The sequence below is a fragment of the Fructilactobacillus sp. Tb1 genome (assembly GCF_050500285.1).
Lineage (GTDB): Bacteria > Bacillota > Bacilli > Lactobacillales > Lactobacillaceae > Fructilactobacillus.
On sequence record NZ_CP191377.1, the window covers coordinates 511,187 to 527,943 of the forward strand.

The window sequence follows — 16,757 nt, forward strand, 5'->3', positions numbered from 1 at the left end:
AATAACAATGGTAGTTAAAACAAAAACGTCTGTAGGCTAACCTAGACGTTTTTGGTAAAAATGATTAACTATTTTTTGAATCACTATAAAAACTGGATTAATCGTTAGAATTAACAATAATCCGATTCCCCCAACTTGCCAAGTAAAGAGATTGGTAAGATAAAAGAATTTACCAAAACAAATAAATAACAGCATAAATGCCGAGATACTAAAGGTAATAATCATCAATTTGTAACGATTAAATGGACGACTAACCAGAATCAAAGCTTGCCACCCAATCAAACCAGTTAGTAAAACATTTAAAGTATCCGTAGTGGTCACATTGAATGACAATAAACTTCCAATTCCACCAATCATCATGATATACAACACCACACAAAGTGCCGATGGCAACGCAATTTCAACAATTCCAGTAAAGAAGCGGTTACGAATTGGATGAAATTCTGGCGATAATGCTAATAAGAATGATGGAATTCCCACCATCAAACTATTAATCGGCGTAAGTTGAATCGGTTGGAACGGATAACTTTTGGCAATAAAAATGAAAATCAAGCTCAACATAATGGAAAACATGGTCTTAATTAAGTAAAGAGCTGCAATCGTATCAATATTATTAATTACTCGTCGTCCTTCATTTAACACGTTGATTAAAGCAGAAAAATTAGAGTCAATCAAAACAAAGTCAGCAATACTCTTCGTACTTTCATTTCCCGATGCCATAGCAATTCCACAATTGGACTGACGCAATGCTAAAATATCATTGACTCCGTCTCCCGTCATCGCAACGGTATGCCCATTATCTTGCATAGCTTTTACAAGGCGTTCCTTTTGTTCTGGCTTCACGCGACCAAAAACAGTGGTCTGAGCTACTAATTTATGATAATCGGCGTCATCCGCAACGGTTGTCATATCAACTAACCGATCTGCATTTTTAATCCCCGTTCGTTTGGCAATTGCAGCAACTGTAGTGGGATCATCTCCAGAAATAACTTTGACTGTCACACCTTGGTCAGCAAAATAATGTAACGTACTGGGAGCATCTTCTCGAATCACATCAGTAATCAAAATATAGGCCATCAGTTTAGTGTTTTGTAAGCCTTCTCGACTAATATCAGTTGCGCTGACTAAAGCTAAAACGCGATTCCCTGCAGCCGCAAAATCGTGGACTTGTTGTTTTTGTGCATCCGTTAATTGCAATACAAACTGGGGTGCGCCTAACACAAAATTTCCCTGTGATAATTTAACTCCACTCCATTTTCGGGCGGAAGAAAATGGGACAATCTCTTGAGCTTGGTATGGGTGTTGCGAAAAAGCAGCTTTAATTGCATCCGCCGTTTCGTTAGTATCATTAACTTCATGGACTAATGACCCTAAAATAGCTGCTGCGTCAGCTTGTTTTGCATCATCTGCTAACACTAATTCTTTAAACTTTAGTTTCCCATTGGTAATCGTTCCAGTCTTGTCTAAACATAAGGTATCTACTCGGGCTAATGTTTCAATGGATGCTAAATCACGGACCAATACCCGTTTCCTGGCTAAATGATAAGCAGAAATGGCAAGTGTCACTGATGAAAGTAAAACTAACCCTTCTGGAATCATCCCAATCATCGCTGCCACCGTTCCCAAAATAGCATGATTCAATGACACTCCGTGGAACAACCGTGAGACAAATAATAATAAGCCTAAAGGAATAATAATCACGGTTAAAATCCGAATAATCTTATTAATTAAATTCAACAAGACACTATTTTTCTTCGCCGTTTTACTAACTTTTTCTGTCAATGAATTAACAAAAGTGGCACTACCAACTTTGGTAGCTTGCATAATTGCATGCCCGCTTACCACAAAGCTGCCGGAAATTAATGTTTGTCCGTCTTTTTTAACGATTACATCAGATTCCCCTGTAATTTGCGATTCATCAATTTCTAGTTCTTTCGTGGCTTTTACAAGTCCATCAACTGGAACCTGATCGCCGAGTTGTAAAACGATTAAATCATCTAATACAATCTGATCTGGTTCAATTTCCGTTTCTTGTCCGTTTCGGATTACTTTAACCTTTGATTGAGATAATAACGCCATCTTATCAACTTGCCGTTTAGCTCTAATTTCTTGAAAAATTCCAATTGAAGTATTCATTACTGCAACAAACAAGAACAGCATATTTTTGTAACTACCGGTTAGAAAGACCAAGAAGCCTAGGAATAGGTTGATTAAATTAAATAACGTAAATGTATTTTCAATAATAATTTGTTTAATACTCTTAGTTAATTTTTCTGGAGCAGTATTTTTCTCTCCCGCTGCCATACGGTCTTTGACTTGAGCGGTATTCAAACCCATTAAATTTTGTGTCATTTTGCCACCTCTTTTCATTAATTATAGCTAAGCCGATTTTATTTTTCAGTTTTCATCTGTTAACTTAAGTAAATTTTTACCGGTTTAGACAACAAATCGTGTTTCTTTCTATATTATGGTAAAATTAGAAACATATATCGCTGGAATTTTCCAGTTAGAATTAATCACACTTTATTAAAATGAAAAGAGGAATGCTTTTTGGTTACTGGATCGATATTACTCGACTTAGTTATTATATTAGTCATGTTCTTCTTTGCCGGATACTTCGTTGCTTGTGAATTTGCCCTTGTGCAATCACGGCCGACTGCTCTGGAAGAGGAACTTGAAGACGAGAACACTAGTAAAAAACGTAAACGTAAAATCAAGCTTGAATTAAAGATGGTGAGAAACCTTAACGAATACCTATCTACTACTCAAGTAGGGGTTTCACTTGCCGGAATCATTTTAGGTTGGATTGGTGAATCTTTTGCCGTTGAGGTTTTCGTTGATTTATTTGGTGCTTCAGGTCTTGGAATGAACGCTGCTGCAGCTCACGGTTTAGGAGTTGCCATTGGTGTTTTACTATTAACTTACCTTGAAGTGGTCTTCACTGAAATTTTACCTAAAAACTTAAGTATTGATATGCCACTCAAAGTGTTAAACGCTGTAAGTGGTCCACTTCACTACTTCCACGTTATGTTTTACCCATTTGTTTGGCTACTTAACGTTTCTGCTTCTGGAGTAGTCAAAATGTTAGGGCTTCCCGTTGCCAACGAAAACGACGAGGCGTTATCACAATCAGAAATTCTTAGTGTTTCTAAAGCAGCCGTTAAAAACGGTGATTTGGAAAAAGACGATTACTTATACATGCGTCGGGCCTTTGAATTAAATGATAAAACTGCTCGAGACGTGATGATTGACCGAACTCAACTTAAAACAATTGATATCACTTCAACTGATGCTGAAGCTATCGAAACTTACTTAAACACTAAGTTTAGTCGTCTTCCCGTTGTTAAAGATAACGATAAAGATGACATTCTGGGATATGTATATATCTACGATTTAATTCAACAATCACAAGTTAACCCTGATAAGCCAATCAAGAGTTTGATTCGTGATATCAGTACCACTTCTGAAACTACCCCAATCGCTATGGTGCTTCAACAAATGATCACCAACCACCAACCAATCGTTGTGGTAATTGACGAATATGGTGGTACTTCAGGAATTATTACTGATAAAGATATCTACGAAGAATTATTTGGAACTGTTCGAGACGAAATTGATCCAGCAAACCACGCTTCAATTTTCCGTCAGCCTAATGGCACTTACAAAATCAGCGGTAAACTTAATACTTATGACTTTGAAAAATTCTTTGACGTTGATATTAAACCCTTTGAAGGTTCTGATATCGTTACCCTTTCAGGATTTATCATTGAACATAATCCGCACATCAAAGTTGGAGATGTCGTTAGATTAGGTGACTTTGAATTTAAAGTACTTACCTACGAAAACTCATTTATTGACTGGTTCGAAGTTAAAAAAGTCGATCCTCTTCCCGATGAAGATGACGACGATGAAAAAGATAAAGATTAATAATATTAAAGAAAAACGAGGCTTGGCCTCGTTTTTTTATTTAAGGAGTTTTGTACATAATGAACGCAATTAAAAAAATACCAGCCTGGCTGGGTTACACCATTTTGTTTGCTGTAATTACCTCAACTTTTGCTTTTATGTTTTCTTTGACTAATACTTCATTGATTTGGAGTTTGGATGGAATTGCGCAACATTATCCCATCTTAGTTAGTTTCCACGATATGTTAATTCACTTTGTGCAACATCCGCTTCAAGGATTTACCCACTGGTCATGGAACATTGGAATGGGTGCAGATCAATTAACTAGTTTTTCTTATTATGTAGTGGGTGATTTATTCAACTATTTAATTGTTTTCTTTCCTAAAAATCAAATTGAATTAGGCTATGGTTTGTTAGTGCTTTTACGGCTTTACTGTGCTGGACTAGCTTTTATGCTATTTGCCAAACAATTCCATTTTAAAAAGTACAGTTTAGTCATTAGTGCATTAACGTATACTTTTGGTAGCTATGCTTTATATGCTGGCCTCCATCATGCTTTCTTCATTTTGCCATTAATTTTCTTTCCTTTATTGGCCTTAGGAATTGAAAAAATCATTCATAATCAATCCATTGTCCCCCTTCTTTTAGCAACCCTCATTACTTTTTTAAGTAACTTTTATTTTGCCTATATCTTAGGCTTAGGTTGTTTAATTTATGTCATCATTCGTTATTTTTCTGTGCGTAACGCAAGTTTGTTTAATCTAAAAAAGAGCTTTATTCGTTTGTTAACAGCCATTCTTGGTGGAATCACTCTATCTGCCATTCTTCTAATTCCAACGGTCCTATATGCCATTAAATCAACCAGAATAACTAATACGTTTGCTAATGGCTACCTCACTTATCCAGTTAGTTATTATTTAAACCTTCCAGGTAAAATCCTTGGTCTTGGTGGTGCTTTTAATTTCTGGCTCTTAATTGGAATTAGCGGGTTTAGTTTCTTAGCCGTTATTTATACGTTTACTCATTTCAAACGGTATCAGGCTTTAAATACCGGGCTAATCATTGCCATGATTGGAATTTTAATTCCTGCTTTTAGTTCCGTTTTCAATGCCATGGCTGCTCCTTCTAACCGTTGGGCTTCCTTAATTTTATTACCCATCGGTTTAGCAACGGCTATTTTGTCAGATCATTTAACTGACCTAACTAAACGTGACTTAGGTATTTTTGCCATTAGTTCCGTTGGCTTAGTTAGCTTAATTTGGCTCTGTAATGGGTTCATTTTCAAAGTTCATCGGCATGACTTTGCAGAATACATGCTGTTATTTATCTTACTAGGCGTACTATTTATCGCTAAGTTCTACCATTGGAAAACGCAAACTTTAATTAGTAGTGTCTTATTACTAGTGACATTGAACTTAATTTCGCTTGGAATTGGATTCTATAGTCCGGATAGCAGTGGTTATTCTAAGGGCATGTTAAACAAAGATGTCGCCCAAAATTATACCCAGAATTACTACAATGGGGCGGAAAAATTTGTAAAACCTAAACTAGGTCATTATCGAACCACCATTGGTCCTAAATACCATTACTTCCCTGATACCCGTGATAATTTCATCAACACGGACTTTTTCAATGCGGCTTCAAATCTACCAATGATTTTAGGAACTCATGATATTGCTTCATATCTAACGGTTGAAAACGGTTTTGTCGGTAATTTAGAACGCTTAGTGCAAAATAACCAATTCACTCAAAATGATCCGGTTGCCCAAAACGACTACCGCTCAACCCTTGAAAGTTTCTTTGGAGTTAAGTATATGTTTGTCCGCTCTGACAAAGCACATAAAGACTTACCCTACGGATTTAAACTCGTTCGTGATCATCATGATCCCAAACTATTTAAAAACGCTAGTAACGTTCCCAGTGATAAATACGCGGTTGGAACTGTCTTAGCAAAAAACAAAAACGCCCTTCCATTGATGTTTACGCAAACTAAAATCATCAATGATAAGGCATTTACCAAGTTATCAGCTAACAATAAGGAACAAGTGATGCTTCAAGCTGCTAATGTAGCTAAATCTATTTCAGGAATTTCAAATTTAAACTATCACAGTCAACTTAAGCATCTCAATTACAAGGTTAAATTCGATACGAAGCAACTTATTACAAACCAAAAGATGCTTGATAAATCTGACTTTGCGGATAAAACTAATCATGCAACTTCCCCTAATTTCCACTATGCTTCAGAAACGCAAATTCAAAATATCTTGCAACAAAATCAAAAAATTGTTACTAAATTGCAAAAACAAAATCATGATGGCCTTCACTATCTAACTAAAGATGCATTGGGAAAACCAATTCCAACGACCATCAAAATTGCTAACCCTGCCAAAACCAAAAACGCTGAGTTATACCTAGAGTTAGATGGAATTAAGGGTAGTTATGCTTCAAAAAACAGCCTCAATCAAATCAAAGCGAACAACAATGAGTTAACTAACAAATCTGAAACTAAGTTTGAAAAACTCAATCTCTTCCGAAAAAACATCTCCACTTATAACAACGGTAGTTTCATTTTACAAGCTAATGCAAAAGGAATGAGTAATGCGGTTACGCAATTAGGAACGGATGAGCTATCCAACTATCTTCCTAAGCAGCATGCATTGATTAACTTAGGTTATTCTAAAAATGCCCGTAAGCAGATTGAATTAAAATACAGTGGTGTTGATGCCCTTCATTTCAAACACGCCCGTGTAATTGCCGTTCCGTTTGATGCTAAATATGATGCCACTATCAAACAAAACCAACAAAATGGTTTAACTAACATTAAAACTAAGGCAAACCAGATTACTGGAACCAGCCATAATGAAAAGAAGTCCATTTTAACTACTTCAATTCCTTATTCTGCTGGTTGGAAGTTAACCATCGATGGAAAAGCAGCTCCAACTCAAAGCGTAAACAAAGCGTTTGTAGGGGCAGTAATTCCTGCTGGTAAACACCACATCAAGTTAAACTACCAGACTCCTGGATTAATGCTTGGAAAAATCATTAGTATGCTTAGTTTGTTTATAATTTTAATTACGAGTCTGATTCTTTGGTATTTCAAAAAAGATAAAAAATAATTTTTAGCGACCTATGCCCAATAGGCCGCTTTTTTATTGGATTCACTTACCAAAATGCCAGTGAATTTAAATTTTTAAACGAGTAAACTAGAAGAAAACGATTAGGAGAATATTATGAAACCAATTAGATTTTTATACATATCAATTGCCGGTAACACTCGAAATTTTGCAGAAAATTTAGCTGACTACGCTAAAGAACAACATGCTCAAGATGCTAATCTACCTTTAGTTAACATTACTGAAATTAGTGATCAAACTGATTTTGCTAATGAAACAGAACCCTATTTTGCTTCAGTCCCTACTTACCTTGATGGTGGTGATGGAATTGGTTCTGGGGTAACCGAACTAATGACTAATACACTAGGAGAATATATTGGTTATAAGGACAATGCTAAAGCTTGTCTAGGGATTATTGGCAGTGGTAATAAGAACTTCAATGCTCAATACTGTCTAACTGCTAAACGTTATTCTAAGCAGTTTAATGTTCCATTTTTGGCTGATTTTGAACTTCGTGGTACTGATCGGGATGTCAAACGAATCTACGATGATTTGATTGAAAGAACCAAGGAAGTCACTAATTAGAACGCTTATAAACTAATTACATTACGTCATAGATTAATTGTGTTATCATGTAATTGAGTTATATCGCAACATCGATGTTGTTGTGTACTAGGTATAATTCACCCTGAGGTAGCGTTTTTTTAAGCACTATCTCGTTACATATTCTCATTCAAAAATATATAAGTATCATTATTAATAAATAATTTTGTTTAGTTGTAATTATTATTGTTTTATTACCATAATGTGCTAAAATAAAGGTGTTGGTGGAGTTAAATCCTTCAACCATCATTAATTATATATTGGAGAGTGACGACCCTGCCGCCGTCATTCTCCTTTATTGTCTAATTTTAAATTAAAAGCTCCTAACTTATCATCAAGTTAGGAGCTTTCTTTATTTAATTGTTTTCTTTATTAAAAACACGGGAGATAAAAACTAATACGTATACAAGGAGAAAAGCTGAATAAATAAGTTTGGTAATTTGAACCCAGAATAACGAACTGTTATTAGAGATAAATAAAGCAAAAATGAGCAACAAAATTGCTAATATTTTTTTATCATTCTTCATCATATATTCCTTCTTTCTGATAAAACGGTAAATAATCGATATGCGAACATTTGTTCGTATATATAGATTATCATAGTTTCGTTTTTTGTAAACCCTCCTTCTCTAAAAAAATAATCAGCAAAAAAGGAACCCGCCGCCATGGCTGGGTTCCTTCAATTTTTTATTCAAATTTTTCAATGGTTCGATTTTGCATTGGTTGAACATCACGAGCGTTCTCCGCAAAATGTTGTTTAAACCACTCTAATTGCTCTTTTCCAATCGATAAAATTGGATCTGTCACAATTAACCACTCTACCCCTGGAATCAATGGTGGATTAGTTAGTGAACCCAAATAATGGTATCCACTAACGGCCGTGGGAATCTTTAACTGTGGATTAAAGAGTTTTTGTTCAATTAATTGTTGCACAAATGGACTATCTTCCCCGACGTTTAATAGGATTGCAACTACAATCATCTGACCAATTTCATTCGTAAATACGAAGTGAATTTCAAAGTCAGCAGCTTTCCCATTAATTAAATGTTCTGCTGGATGATGAAAATGTAATTGTTGAAAATTATATTTATGACCAAAAATCATGGCCTTTCCAATTCCAGAATATTTAATGTTATTTCCAGTATTTTCAATCTTAGTTATTTCAATTTGATCAACAATCGCAAATGGAATTAATTGATGCAAAATCTTCACATTATCATCTTTAATATCAACTGGTGATTGAAGATAATTTCCATCCGGTTGCCAGTCATTTTGTTTTTTATAATCAAACATACATTTATCCTCTATTCATGAGTAAGATCTTTACCAAAATATTTCATTGAAAGTCGTTTAATCGTTCCATCTTTTTGTTCTGCTTTGATGGCTTTATCCATTTGTTTCGTTAACTTAGTTGATTTTTTGTTTAACATTGGGGCAATTGGTTCTGTCTTAATGTATTTATCTGGAATGACTTGGTAAGTTAAATCAGTATCTTTGTGACTCTTCTTCCAGTAATTAAATGCTGCCTCTGAATTAACAGCACCATCCGCACGTCCTTGGTTAATCATGTCCATATCAGTTTGGAAATCTGGCGCAGCAATTACTTTAGCTCCGAGTTTTTCAGCTGTCGTCCAGTTTTCGGTACCAGTTCCTGCGGCAATGGTTTTACCTTTGATGTTATCCATCTTCAAACCAGGTTTAGAAATTAGCACACTCTTTGAATAGATGTACGGTGTTGAATATCTAAATTGTTTTTCACGAGCTGGGTTCACCCACATATCGTTAAAGATAACGTCATATTGGTTTGAACCTAAACCAGCAATCAATGAATCCCAACCAGTTGTGACGAACTTAGGTTTCAAGCCCATCTTTTTAGCTGTATCACGGGCCAATTCAACTTCAAACCCAGTTAACTTACCGTCTTTATCACGATAAGCATAAGGAGCATAAGTTCCTTCCATTCCAATGGTTAAAGTTCCTGGTGTCTTAGTATCATTTTGGTTACTTTGATTGCTACCACACCCAACTAACACCAGTGCTGCTAATCCAATTGTTAATAATAAACCTAATCTTTTTTTCATTTCCTTACCCCTTAAAATATTTTTCAAAAAAAGAAACCAGCTAAGCTAACTACCTAGTCTAACTGGTTTTTATTTCTCATTAAATAATAAGCCATGTTTATCAGTTAGATTAAATACGTATCTAACTGAGCACTTAAAATAAACTCTACTTAGATACAGATGTCAGCAACATCCGTATCAACGAATCCTGCTAATTACTTGTAACAAGTACAGCAACAAACAATATTAGTTTTAGTAGTAGTAAATTCCATGTGCTTTTCTTCTTTCTTTTTGATAGTAACATTAAAACATTTTTTAAATTTAATGTAAAGGATCTTTATTTATTTTCAGCCATATATTTCTTCAAAGCCCGACCAGTAAATGATTGTTCATCGTCAATTGAGCCCTCTGGAGTACCGCTGTATAAGACAGTCCCACCATAAATACCGGCACCAGGACCCATGTCAATTAACCAATCAGCTTGACTGATTACATCGAGGTTGTGTTCTACGATAATTAAACTATCACCGTTCTTAACCATGTTCCGGAATAATTTAACTAACTTATCAGTATCCTTCATGTGAAGACCAGCCGTTGGTTCATCAAGGAAGTAAGTTTGACCGTTTTCTCCTAGTGTTTGAGCTAAACGAAGTCGTTGTAATTCACCACCAGATACCGTTGTCAAAGCTTGATCAAGGCCTAAGTAGCCTAATCCGACTTGACGCATCCGTTCTAATGGTTCAGAAATGCCTTTTTCGTCTTTAAAGAATGCTTGGGCCTTATCAACTGACAAGGCCAATACTTCCGCAATATCTTTGCCATTGTACTTGTATTGCAAAGCTTCCTTACTGTAACGTTTACCGCCACAGACTTCACAGACTTGTTTAACTGGGTCCATGAACGCCATATCAGTAATGGTTACCCCTTTACCTTTACAACGAGGACATGCTCCTTTTCCGTTATAACTGAATAATTGGGTAGAGACATCGTTAGCTTTAGCAAATAAACGCCGAATTGGATTCAAAATATCCAAATAAGTAACTGGAGTAGAACGAATACTAATTCCGGCCGTCTTTTGGGTTAAATCAACGTAATTACCGTTCAATTTAATCTTCAAAGCTTCCGCTAATGATGATTTACCTGAACCAGCAACCCCTGAAAAGACTGTCATAATTCCCATTGGAACTTTAGCACTTACGTCTTTTAAGTTATGCAAGTTCACGTGTTCCAAATCGATAAATTTCTTAGGTTTCCGCACTTCTGGGAAGTAATGTTTCTTTCTAAGCCATTTACCAGTCAATGTATCAGATGATTTTAGTTCTGGGAAAGTTCCTTCAAAGGTAATCGTACCCCCGTTAGCACCAGATTCAGGACCCACTTCAACAACGTGATCAGCAATTGAAAAGATTGCTGGGTTATGGTCGACAACGAAAACGGTATTTCCTTTTTCTTTCAAACTAACTAAAGCTTTTTTAATTAATTCAATATCGTGAGGATGCAAACCAACACTAGGTTCATCAAAGACATAAAGAATGTCTGACAAAGCATTAGTTAAATGTTTGGCAATCTTGATACGTTGTACTTCACCACCAGATAAAGTACTAGTAATTCGGTCAAGGGTTAAGTAACCCAAACCAATATCAACTAATGGTTGGACCTTAACTTGTAAACTACGGACAATTTCAGCACCTAGTGGGTTCTTGATATCGTCTAAGAATTCAAGGAATTGCACCAAGTTCATTTGTGAAGCTTCTGCAATGTTGACGTCATTAATTCGAACACTTAAAGCTCGCTTGTTCAAACGAGTTCCGTGACAAACAGGACAGTCGTGACGGGTAACCACAGCATCAATGGCAGCTTTATGATGTTTACCTTCAGAACTATGAATAATTGAACGCATAATTCGAGGAACTAACCCTTCATAATCTTTACTCTTGAAAGCTTTAGGTGAATTAGGAAATGGCAACTTAGGCGCATGCATCAATAATTCATATTCTTCTGGAGTATAGTCTTTGATTTTTTTATCGTTATCAAATAGGCCAGTATCTCCATAACGACGCCATCTCCAACTGTTAGGTTTGAAACTAACAAAGGTCATGGCACCGGTATTTAATGATTTTTCTGGATCAATTAATTTACTTTCATCAATATCATCGACGTATCCTAAACCTTCACAGTGTGGACACATTCCTTGAGGCAAGTTAAATGAAAATACTTCAGAATAACCAACGAATTTATCCCCAACCCGTGAGAATAACAAACGAAGTAATGAGTACATTCCCGTGTAAGTTGCTAAAGTAGACCGTGCGTTACCAGTTAATTGTTTTTGTTCAATCGCAATTGCAACTGGTAAATTCTTAATATCACCAACGTGGGGTTGTCCATATTTAGGTAGGTATTGTTGTGAGAAACTGGGGAAAGTTTCGTTTAATTCTCGCCGTGACATGGCAGCCACTGTATCAAATACTAATGAAGACTTTCCTGAACCTGATTCACCTAAGAAAACAGTAATTTCATGTTTTGGTAAATCGATGTTAACGTGTTTCAAATTATTTTGATGTGCATCAGAAACTTCAATTTGTTTCCGATAATAATTTTCGGCCATAGTACCCTCCTAATCGAATATTTATTACCTTTAATTTTAATATTGTTTTCGATTTTGAGCTATTAAAAAGCCCCGTGAAATAAATATGTTTAATTTATTGTTAAAGACCTATGTAAAAACGCGCCAATATGTTAATTTTAGTGATGAATACATTTTTATAACTCACCCGTTTTTATAAAGGAGAACTAAAGTGCCGCAAAAAGAAAAACCTAGCCCGTCGTGTTCCAATTATTATCACCAAACTGAGACTGAAATCATTAAGGAGTTCGACACGAATGCCTCACATGGATTGTCAACTTCCGCTGTGAAGTCCCGTTTAAAACAAGATGGCTACAATGAGTTAGATAGTAAGGTAACGCCCAAATGGCTGATTTTTATTCAGCAATTCAATAACATCATTATTTATATTTTGATTTTGGCCGCTATCCTAACTTTATTGATGCGACACTATTCTGATTCAATTGTAATTACGATTGTAATTATCATCAACGCTGTAATTGGTTTTGGACAAGAAGTCAAAGCCAGTAATGCGCTTGAAAAAATCAAAAACTTACTTTCAACTGAAGCCAATGTTTATCGTAACGGTCAACGACAACAAATTTCGGCTCGTGATTTAGTCGTAGGCGATGTCGTTTATTTAGAAGCTGGCGACAATGTTCCGGCTGATTTACGTTTAATTGACGTAGATAGTTTGCGCATTCAAGAATCATCTTTAACTGGGGAATCTGATTCCGTTGCCAAAACGATTGCTCCCCTGGCTCCAGATACTCCATTAGCTGAACAAACTAACATGGCGTTTGCTTCAACTGGTGTAACCAATGGGAGTGGTTTAGGAATTGTCGTCGCAACTGGGGAACACACCGAAATTGGTAAAATTTCTACCAGTGTCCAAGATATCAAACGCCAAAAATCACCACTAACTCGTGAACTAGATCAATTAGGAACTGGAATTTCATGGTTTATTATCATTTCATCCGTAGTTTTATTCATCTTCGGATTAGTCTTGAATATTTACTCTCTTCCAGTCTTGACCATGGCCATTATTACAATGATTGTTGGTTCGATGCCTGAAGGTTTACCCGCTGCAACTTCAATTATTTTAGCTGCTGGGGCCCAAAAACTAACTAAAGAACACGCCATTATCAAAACGTTACCCGCTGCTGAAACTTTAGGTGCGATTGATATTATTGCGACTGATAAGACCGGTACTTTGACTAAAAACGAAATGATGATTCAAGATATCATCATCAAAGATCGTCATTATCAAGTATCTGGAAATGGCTATAATCCAGAAGGTGCTATTACATTAGATGGTCAACCAGTTAACCCAGATGCTGATTTACAAAAACTCCTCTTCATGGGATTTGAAGCTAATGATGCTTTGATTTTCCAAGAAGATGGAGCCTGGACGATTAATGGTGAACCAACTGATGGTGCGTTTATCACAGCTTATTACAAGGCCTTTGGCGTAACTGAACCAGATGCATCCGAAATTGATCGTATTCCGTTTGATTCAGACTATCGTTACATTGCTAAGTTGGTTAAAATGCCAAATAATGACCATCTCACAGCGATTAAAGGTGCTCCAGATACTTTATTCCGTCTTGCTAAACAATATGATTCTAACTTTGATGCATCCGCATTAGAATCCCAAGTTTCCAAATTTGCCAATACTGGTAAACGAGTGATTGCTGTCGGATATGTTCCTGAGGCAGCTGATTGTGTCGAAATTACGACCGATTCCATCGAAAATAACGGAATTATCTTCTTAGGTTTAGTGGCCATTACTGATCCACCTCGTCCTGAAGTAATTCAAACTATCAAAGAAATGCGGACAGCTGGTATCAAAGTTAAGATGATTACTGGGGATGCTGTTGAAACTGCGAGTGCGATTGGACGCCAACTTGGTTTATCAGAAAATATCCAAACGATGACTGGTAAAGAAGTTAACGCTCTGTCACTTGATGAATTAGCAGCCTTGGTCGAAAACTACGATGTGTTCGCCCGCACCACTCCTTTTGACAAACTCAAAATCGTAGAAGCTTATCAAAAGAACGGCAATGTTACCGCCATGGTTGGTGATGGGGTCAATGATGCCCCTGCTTTGAAGAAAGCTGATATTGGGATTGCAATGGGAGTTAAAGGAACGGATGTTGCTAAGGAATCGGCGGATGTTATTTTAGCGGATGATGATTTTTCTACCATTGAAACTGCGATTGCTCAAGGTCGGCGTTTATATGACAACATTAAGAAAACCATTTTATTCCTATTACCAACTAGTTTTGCCGAGGGATTGATTGTTTTTATTAGTATTTTGTTGCAGCAACCAATGCCACTAACCCCTACCCAATTACTCTGGATCAACATGGTTTCAGCTGTCACAATCCAACTAGCTTTCATTTTTGAACCAGCTGAACCTGGACTAATGCAACGACCACCACGCAATAAATATCAAAAATTAATGACTCGCCATGATGTCTGCCAAATGATGTACGTTAGTTTAATTATTGCCGGAATGGCTCTCATTATTTTTGAAATTGCGGAAGCTCACTCCGTACCATTTGCAATTGCTAGTACGATGGCCGTGAATATCATCATTTTCGGTAAGATTTTCTATCTTTTCAACATCCGGACTTCTGCCTTTGCTCTATCGAAAAAAGTTATTTTCTCAAATCCGATGGCTTACGTTTCCATCATCGCCATGATTTTGTTACAACTGTTCTTCACTTATAATCTCTTTATGAATGGAGTCTTCTCAACCGCAGGACTTTCACTACATGATTGGTTAATCGTGATTGTTTCTAGTTTGCCCGTTTTGATTGTGGCTGAAATTAACAAAGCAATTCGGAAAAAATTAAAGTTACCGGTTTTATAATAAAAAAACAAACAAGGATTCTTAAATTAAGAGTCCTTGTTTGTTTTTGTTAAATAAATTGTATGAACATTAATTCACAATATAACTATAAATCAGAAAAAATATACTAATAATAAAAATCAATAAACACTTATGTAATAACATTTTATATCAAATATAAGTATGATAATTGCTTTTGTGTATGCTTTAACAAGTGGTGTATTATATACGTGTATCTATTTAAAATTTTCAATTGAAACAAGAGGAATTTATGCAAAAATTAGCTAAAAAACATTTTATTATTTTATTTTCGTTTTTAACTTTTATTTTAATGTCTACTTGGGCTACCCTTACTCCAAAATGGGCAGACGACTTATGTTTTTCACGTAAAAGTTTCCATGAAATAATTAAATCTTCATGCGATGACTACTTATACTGGAATGGAAGATTTTTTGGACAAACGTTATCTAAAATATTTTCAAATATCCCGTCAATTATTTATGGATTAATAATTGGGTTCACTTTCACATTACTAAGTCTGTTAATTTTAAAATTATCTGAAAGCAAAAATAATACGTTAAAGAATAATAATATTAGATATTTTTTCATTTTACTATCTTTATTCTTATTTACTCCTAATTTCTCGCAAGTATTTTTATGGAGATCTGGTACTGGAAATTATTTAGCATTATCTACAATTACTTTATTGTTTTTAGTTATGTTCTTAACAAATAATCCAAGTCTTAAAAATAAGAGCTGGTTAATTATACCCAGCTGTATCCTTGGGTTTGTTGCGGGTCTTTCAAATGAAAATACTCCTGGTGGCATATTAATTATTATAATTTTTTACTTAGCTATTGGAAAAATTAAAATTAACTATCAAAAAATGCTTCCAATCTTTTTTATGGTAGTAGGTTACATTATTCTTTTGGTATCGCCTGGTAGTAGATTACGGTCACTAACGCATTCTGATTTCATGAAAATGAATATCTTCAAAAAAATATATACTAATTTACCTATCACAAATAATTTTATGATGTCACAACTATACTGGATTTCAATTATATTTATAGTATTATGTATTACTAATATTGTAATAGTAAAAAACAAGGCCTATATAACTGCACTAGCTTACTTTGTAGCAGGACTTGCCGTTATATATGTGCTTAACGTATCACCCGAAGGATCTGGAGAAGGTCGAGCATGCTTTGGTGGTTTTGTTCTAATGGTTATTGCATGCAGTAAGTTAATCGATTTTGATTACAACGATAAATACTTACTCTCATTACAATCAATCATATTAACCATTATGACCATTCTTACGTTCATTAATTTAACTAATGGAATAATCGACTCCCATAAAACCAATTCCGCCATTAATTCAAGAAATGAGTTAATAAAACAAAATAAAAATCACTCCGATATGGAAATAAAAAAATTACCTTATTATGGTAAAGGCAAGTATTCAATAACGTATGGTCTTTCAGATCTAAGGACTGATCCTAACTATTTTGTTAATACTGGTTATGAAAATGAATTTCATATAAATAAAGTTGTACTTAAAAATAATTCATTAAATAAATAGCTAGGCACTTAAAAAGTGCTTAGCTATTTTT

General features: G+C 35.3%; 9 protein-coding genes. 5 read left to right on the top strand and 4 right to left on the bottom strand.

Annotated features, from left to right (window positions below; genetic code table 11):
- Positions 1-36: 36 nt before the first annotated feature.
- Positions 37-2,352, bottom strand: coding sequence for an HAD-IC family P-type ATPase (locus tag ACQW5G_RS02890; RefSeq protein ID WP_429971575.1), 2,316 nt, complete (start codon positions 2,350-2,352; stop codon positions 37-39).
- A gap of 198 nt (positions 2,353-2,550) precedes the next feature.
- Here ACQW5G_RS02890 and ACQW5G_RS02895 point away from each other — a divergent pair, with 198 nt between their 5' ends.
- The 3 genes from ACQW5G_RS02895 (at position 2,551) to nrdI (ending at position 7,604) form a co-directional block, all read left to right on the top strand.
- Positions 2,551-3,927 (top strand): hemolysin family protein, encoded by a 1,377-nt coding sequence (locus tag ACQW5G_RS02895; RefSeq protein ID WP_429971576.1) that lies wholly within the window; start codon positions 2,551-2,553, stop codon positions 3,925-3,927.
- A gap of 59 nt (positions 3,928-3,986) precedes the next feature.
- Positions 3,987-7,022 (top strand): YfhO family protein, encoded by a 3,036-nt coding sequence (locus ACQW5G_RS02900; protein ID WP_429971577.1) that lies wholly within the window; start codon positions 3,987-3,989, stop codon positions 7,020-7,022.
- A 114-nt stretch (positions 7,023-7,136) separates the two neighbouring features.
- The gene (gene nrdI / locus ACQW5G_RS02905; RefSeq protein ID WP_429971578.1) at positions 7,137-7,604 is read left to right on the top strand and encodes a class Ib ribonucleoside-diphosphate reductase assembly flavoprotein NrdI; all 468 of its coding nucleotides are present in this window, start codon (positions 7,137-7,139) and stop codon (positions 7,602-7,604) included.
- Positions 7,605-8,309: 705 nt separating this feature from the next.
- Here nrdI and ACQW5G_RS02910 read toward each other — a convergent pair.
- The 3 genes from ACQW5G_RS02910 to ACQW5G_RS02920 form a co-directional block, all read right to left on the bottom strand.
- A complete protein-coding gene (locus ACQW5G_RS02910) occupies positions 8,310-8,915 on the bottom strand; it encodes a carbonic anhydrase family protein (RefSeq protein ID WP_429971580.1) in 606 nt (201 codons plus the stop codon).
- Positions 8,916-8,926: 11 nt separating this feature from the next.
- Positions 8,927-9,703 (bottom strand): amino acid ABC transporter substrate-binding protein, encoded by a 777-nt coding sequence (locus ACQW5G_RS02915; protein WP_429971581.1) that lies wholly within the window; start codon positions 9,701-9,703, stop codon positions 8,927-8,929.
- Positions 9,704-10,019: 316 nt separating this feature from the next.
- A complete protein-coding gene (locus ACQW5G_RS02920; protein ID WP_429971582.1) occupies positions 10,020-12,287 on the bottom strand; it encodes an ATP-binding cassette domain-containing protein in 2,268 nt (755 codons plus the stop codon).
- 190 nt (positions 12,288-12,477) lie between these two features.
- Here ACQW5G_RS02920 and ACQW5G_RS02925 point away from each other — a divergent pair, with 190 nt between their 5' ends.
- Complete coding sequence (locus tag ACQW5G_RS02925; RefSeq protein ID WP_429971583.1) at positions 12,478-15,162, top strand: HAD-IC family P-type ATPase; 2,685 nt, start codon at positions 12,478-12,480, stop codon at positions 15,160-15,162.
- A gap of 250 nt (positions 15,163-15,412) precedes the next feature.
- The gene (locus ACQW5G_RS02930; RefSeq protein WP_429971584.1) at positions 15,413-16,726 is read left to right on the top strand and encodes a DUF6056 family protein; all 1,314 of its coding nucleotides are present in this window, start codon (positions 15,413-15,415) and stop codon (positions 16,724-16,726) included.
- Positions 16,727-16,757: the final 31 nt, after the last annotated feature.

Excerpts from the sequence above, each read along its gene's own strand:
- ACQW5G_RS02915 (WP_429971581.1), bottom strand. The coding sequence starts at position 9,703 with ATGAAAAAAAGATTAGGTTTATTATTAACAATTGGATTAGCAGCACTG.
- ACQW5G_RS02920 (WP_429971582.1), bottom strand. The coding sequence starts at position 12,287 with ATGGCCGAAAATTATTATCGGAAACAAATTGAAGTTTCTGATGCACAT.
- nrdI (WP_429971578.1), top strand. The coding sequence starts at position 7,137 with ATGAAACCAATTAGATTTTTATACATATCAATTGCCGGTAACACTCGA.
- ACQW5G_RS02890 (WP_429971575.1), bottom strand. The coding sequence starts at position 2,352 with ATGACACAAAATTTAATGGGTTTGAATACCGCTCAAGTCAAAGACCGT.
- ACQW5G_RS02900 (WP_429971577.1), top strand. The coding sequence starts at position 3,987 with ATGAACGCAATTAAAAAAATACCAGCCTGGCTGGGTTACACCATTTTG.
- ACQW5G_RS02930 (WP_429971584.1), top strand. The coding sequence starts at position 15,413 with ATGCAAAAATTAGCTAAAAAACATTTTATTATTTTATTTTCGTTTTTA.
- ACQW5G_RS02910 (WP_429971580.1), bottom strand. The coding sequence starts at position 8,915 with ATGTTTGATTATAAAAAACAAAATGACTGGCAACCGGATGGAAATTAT.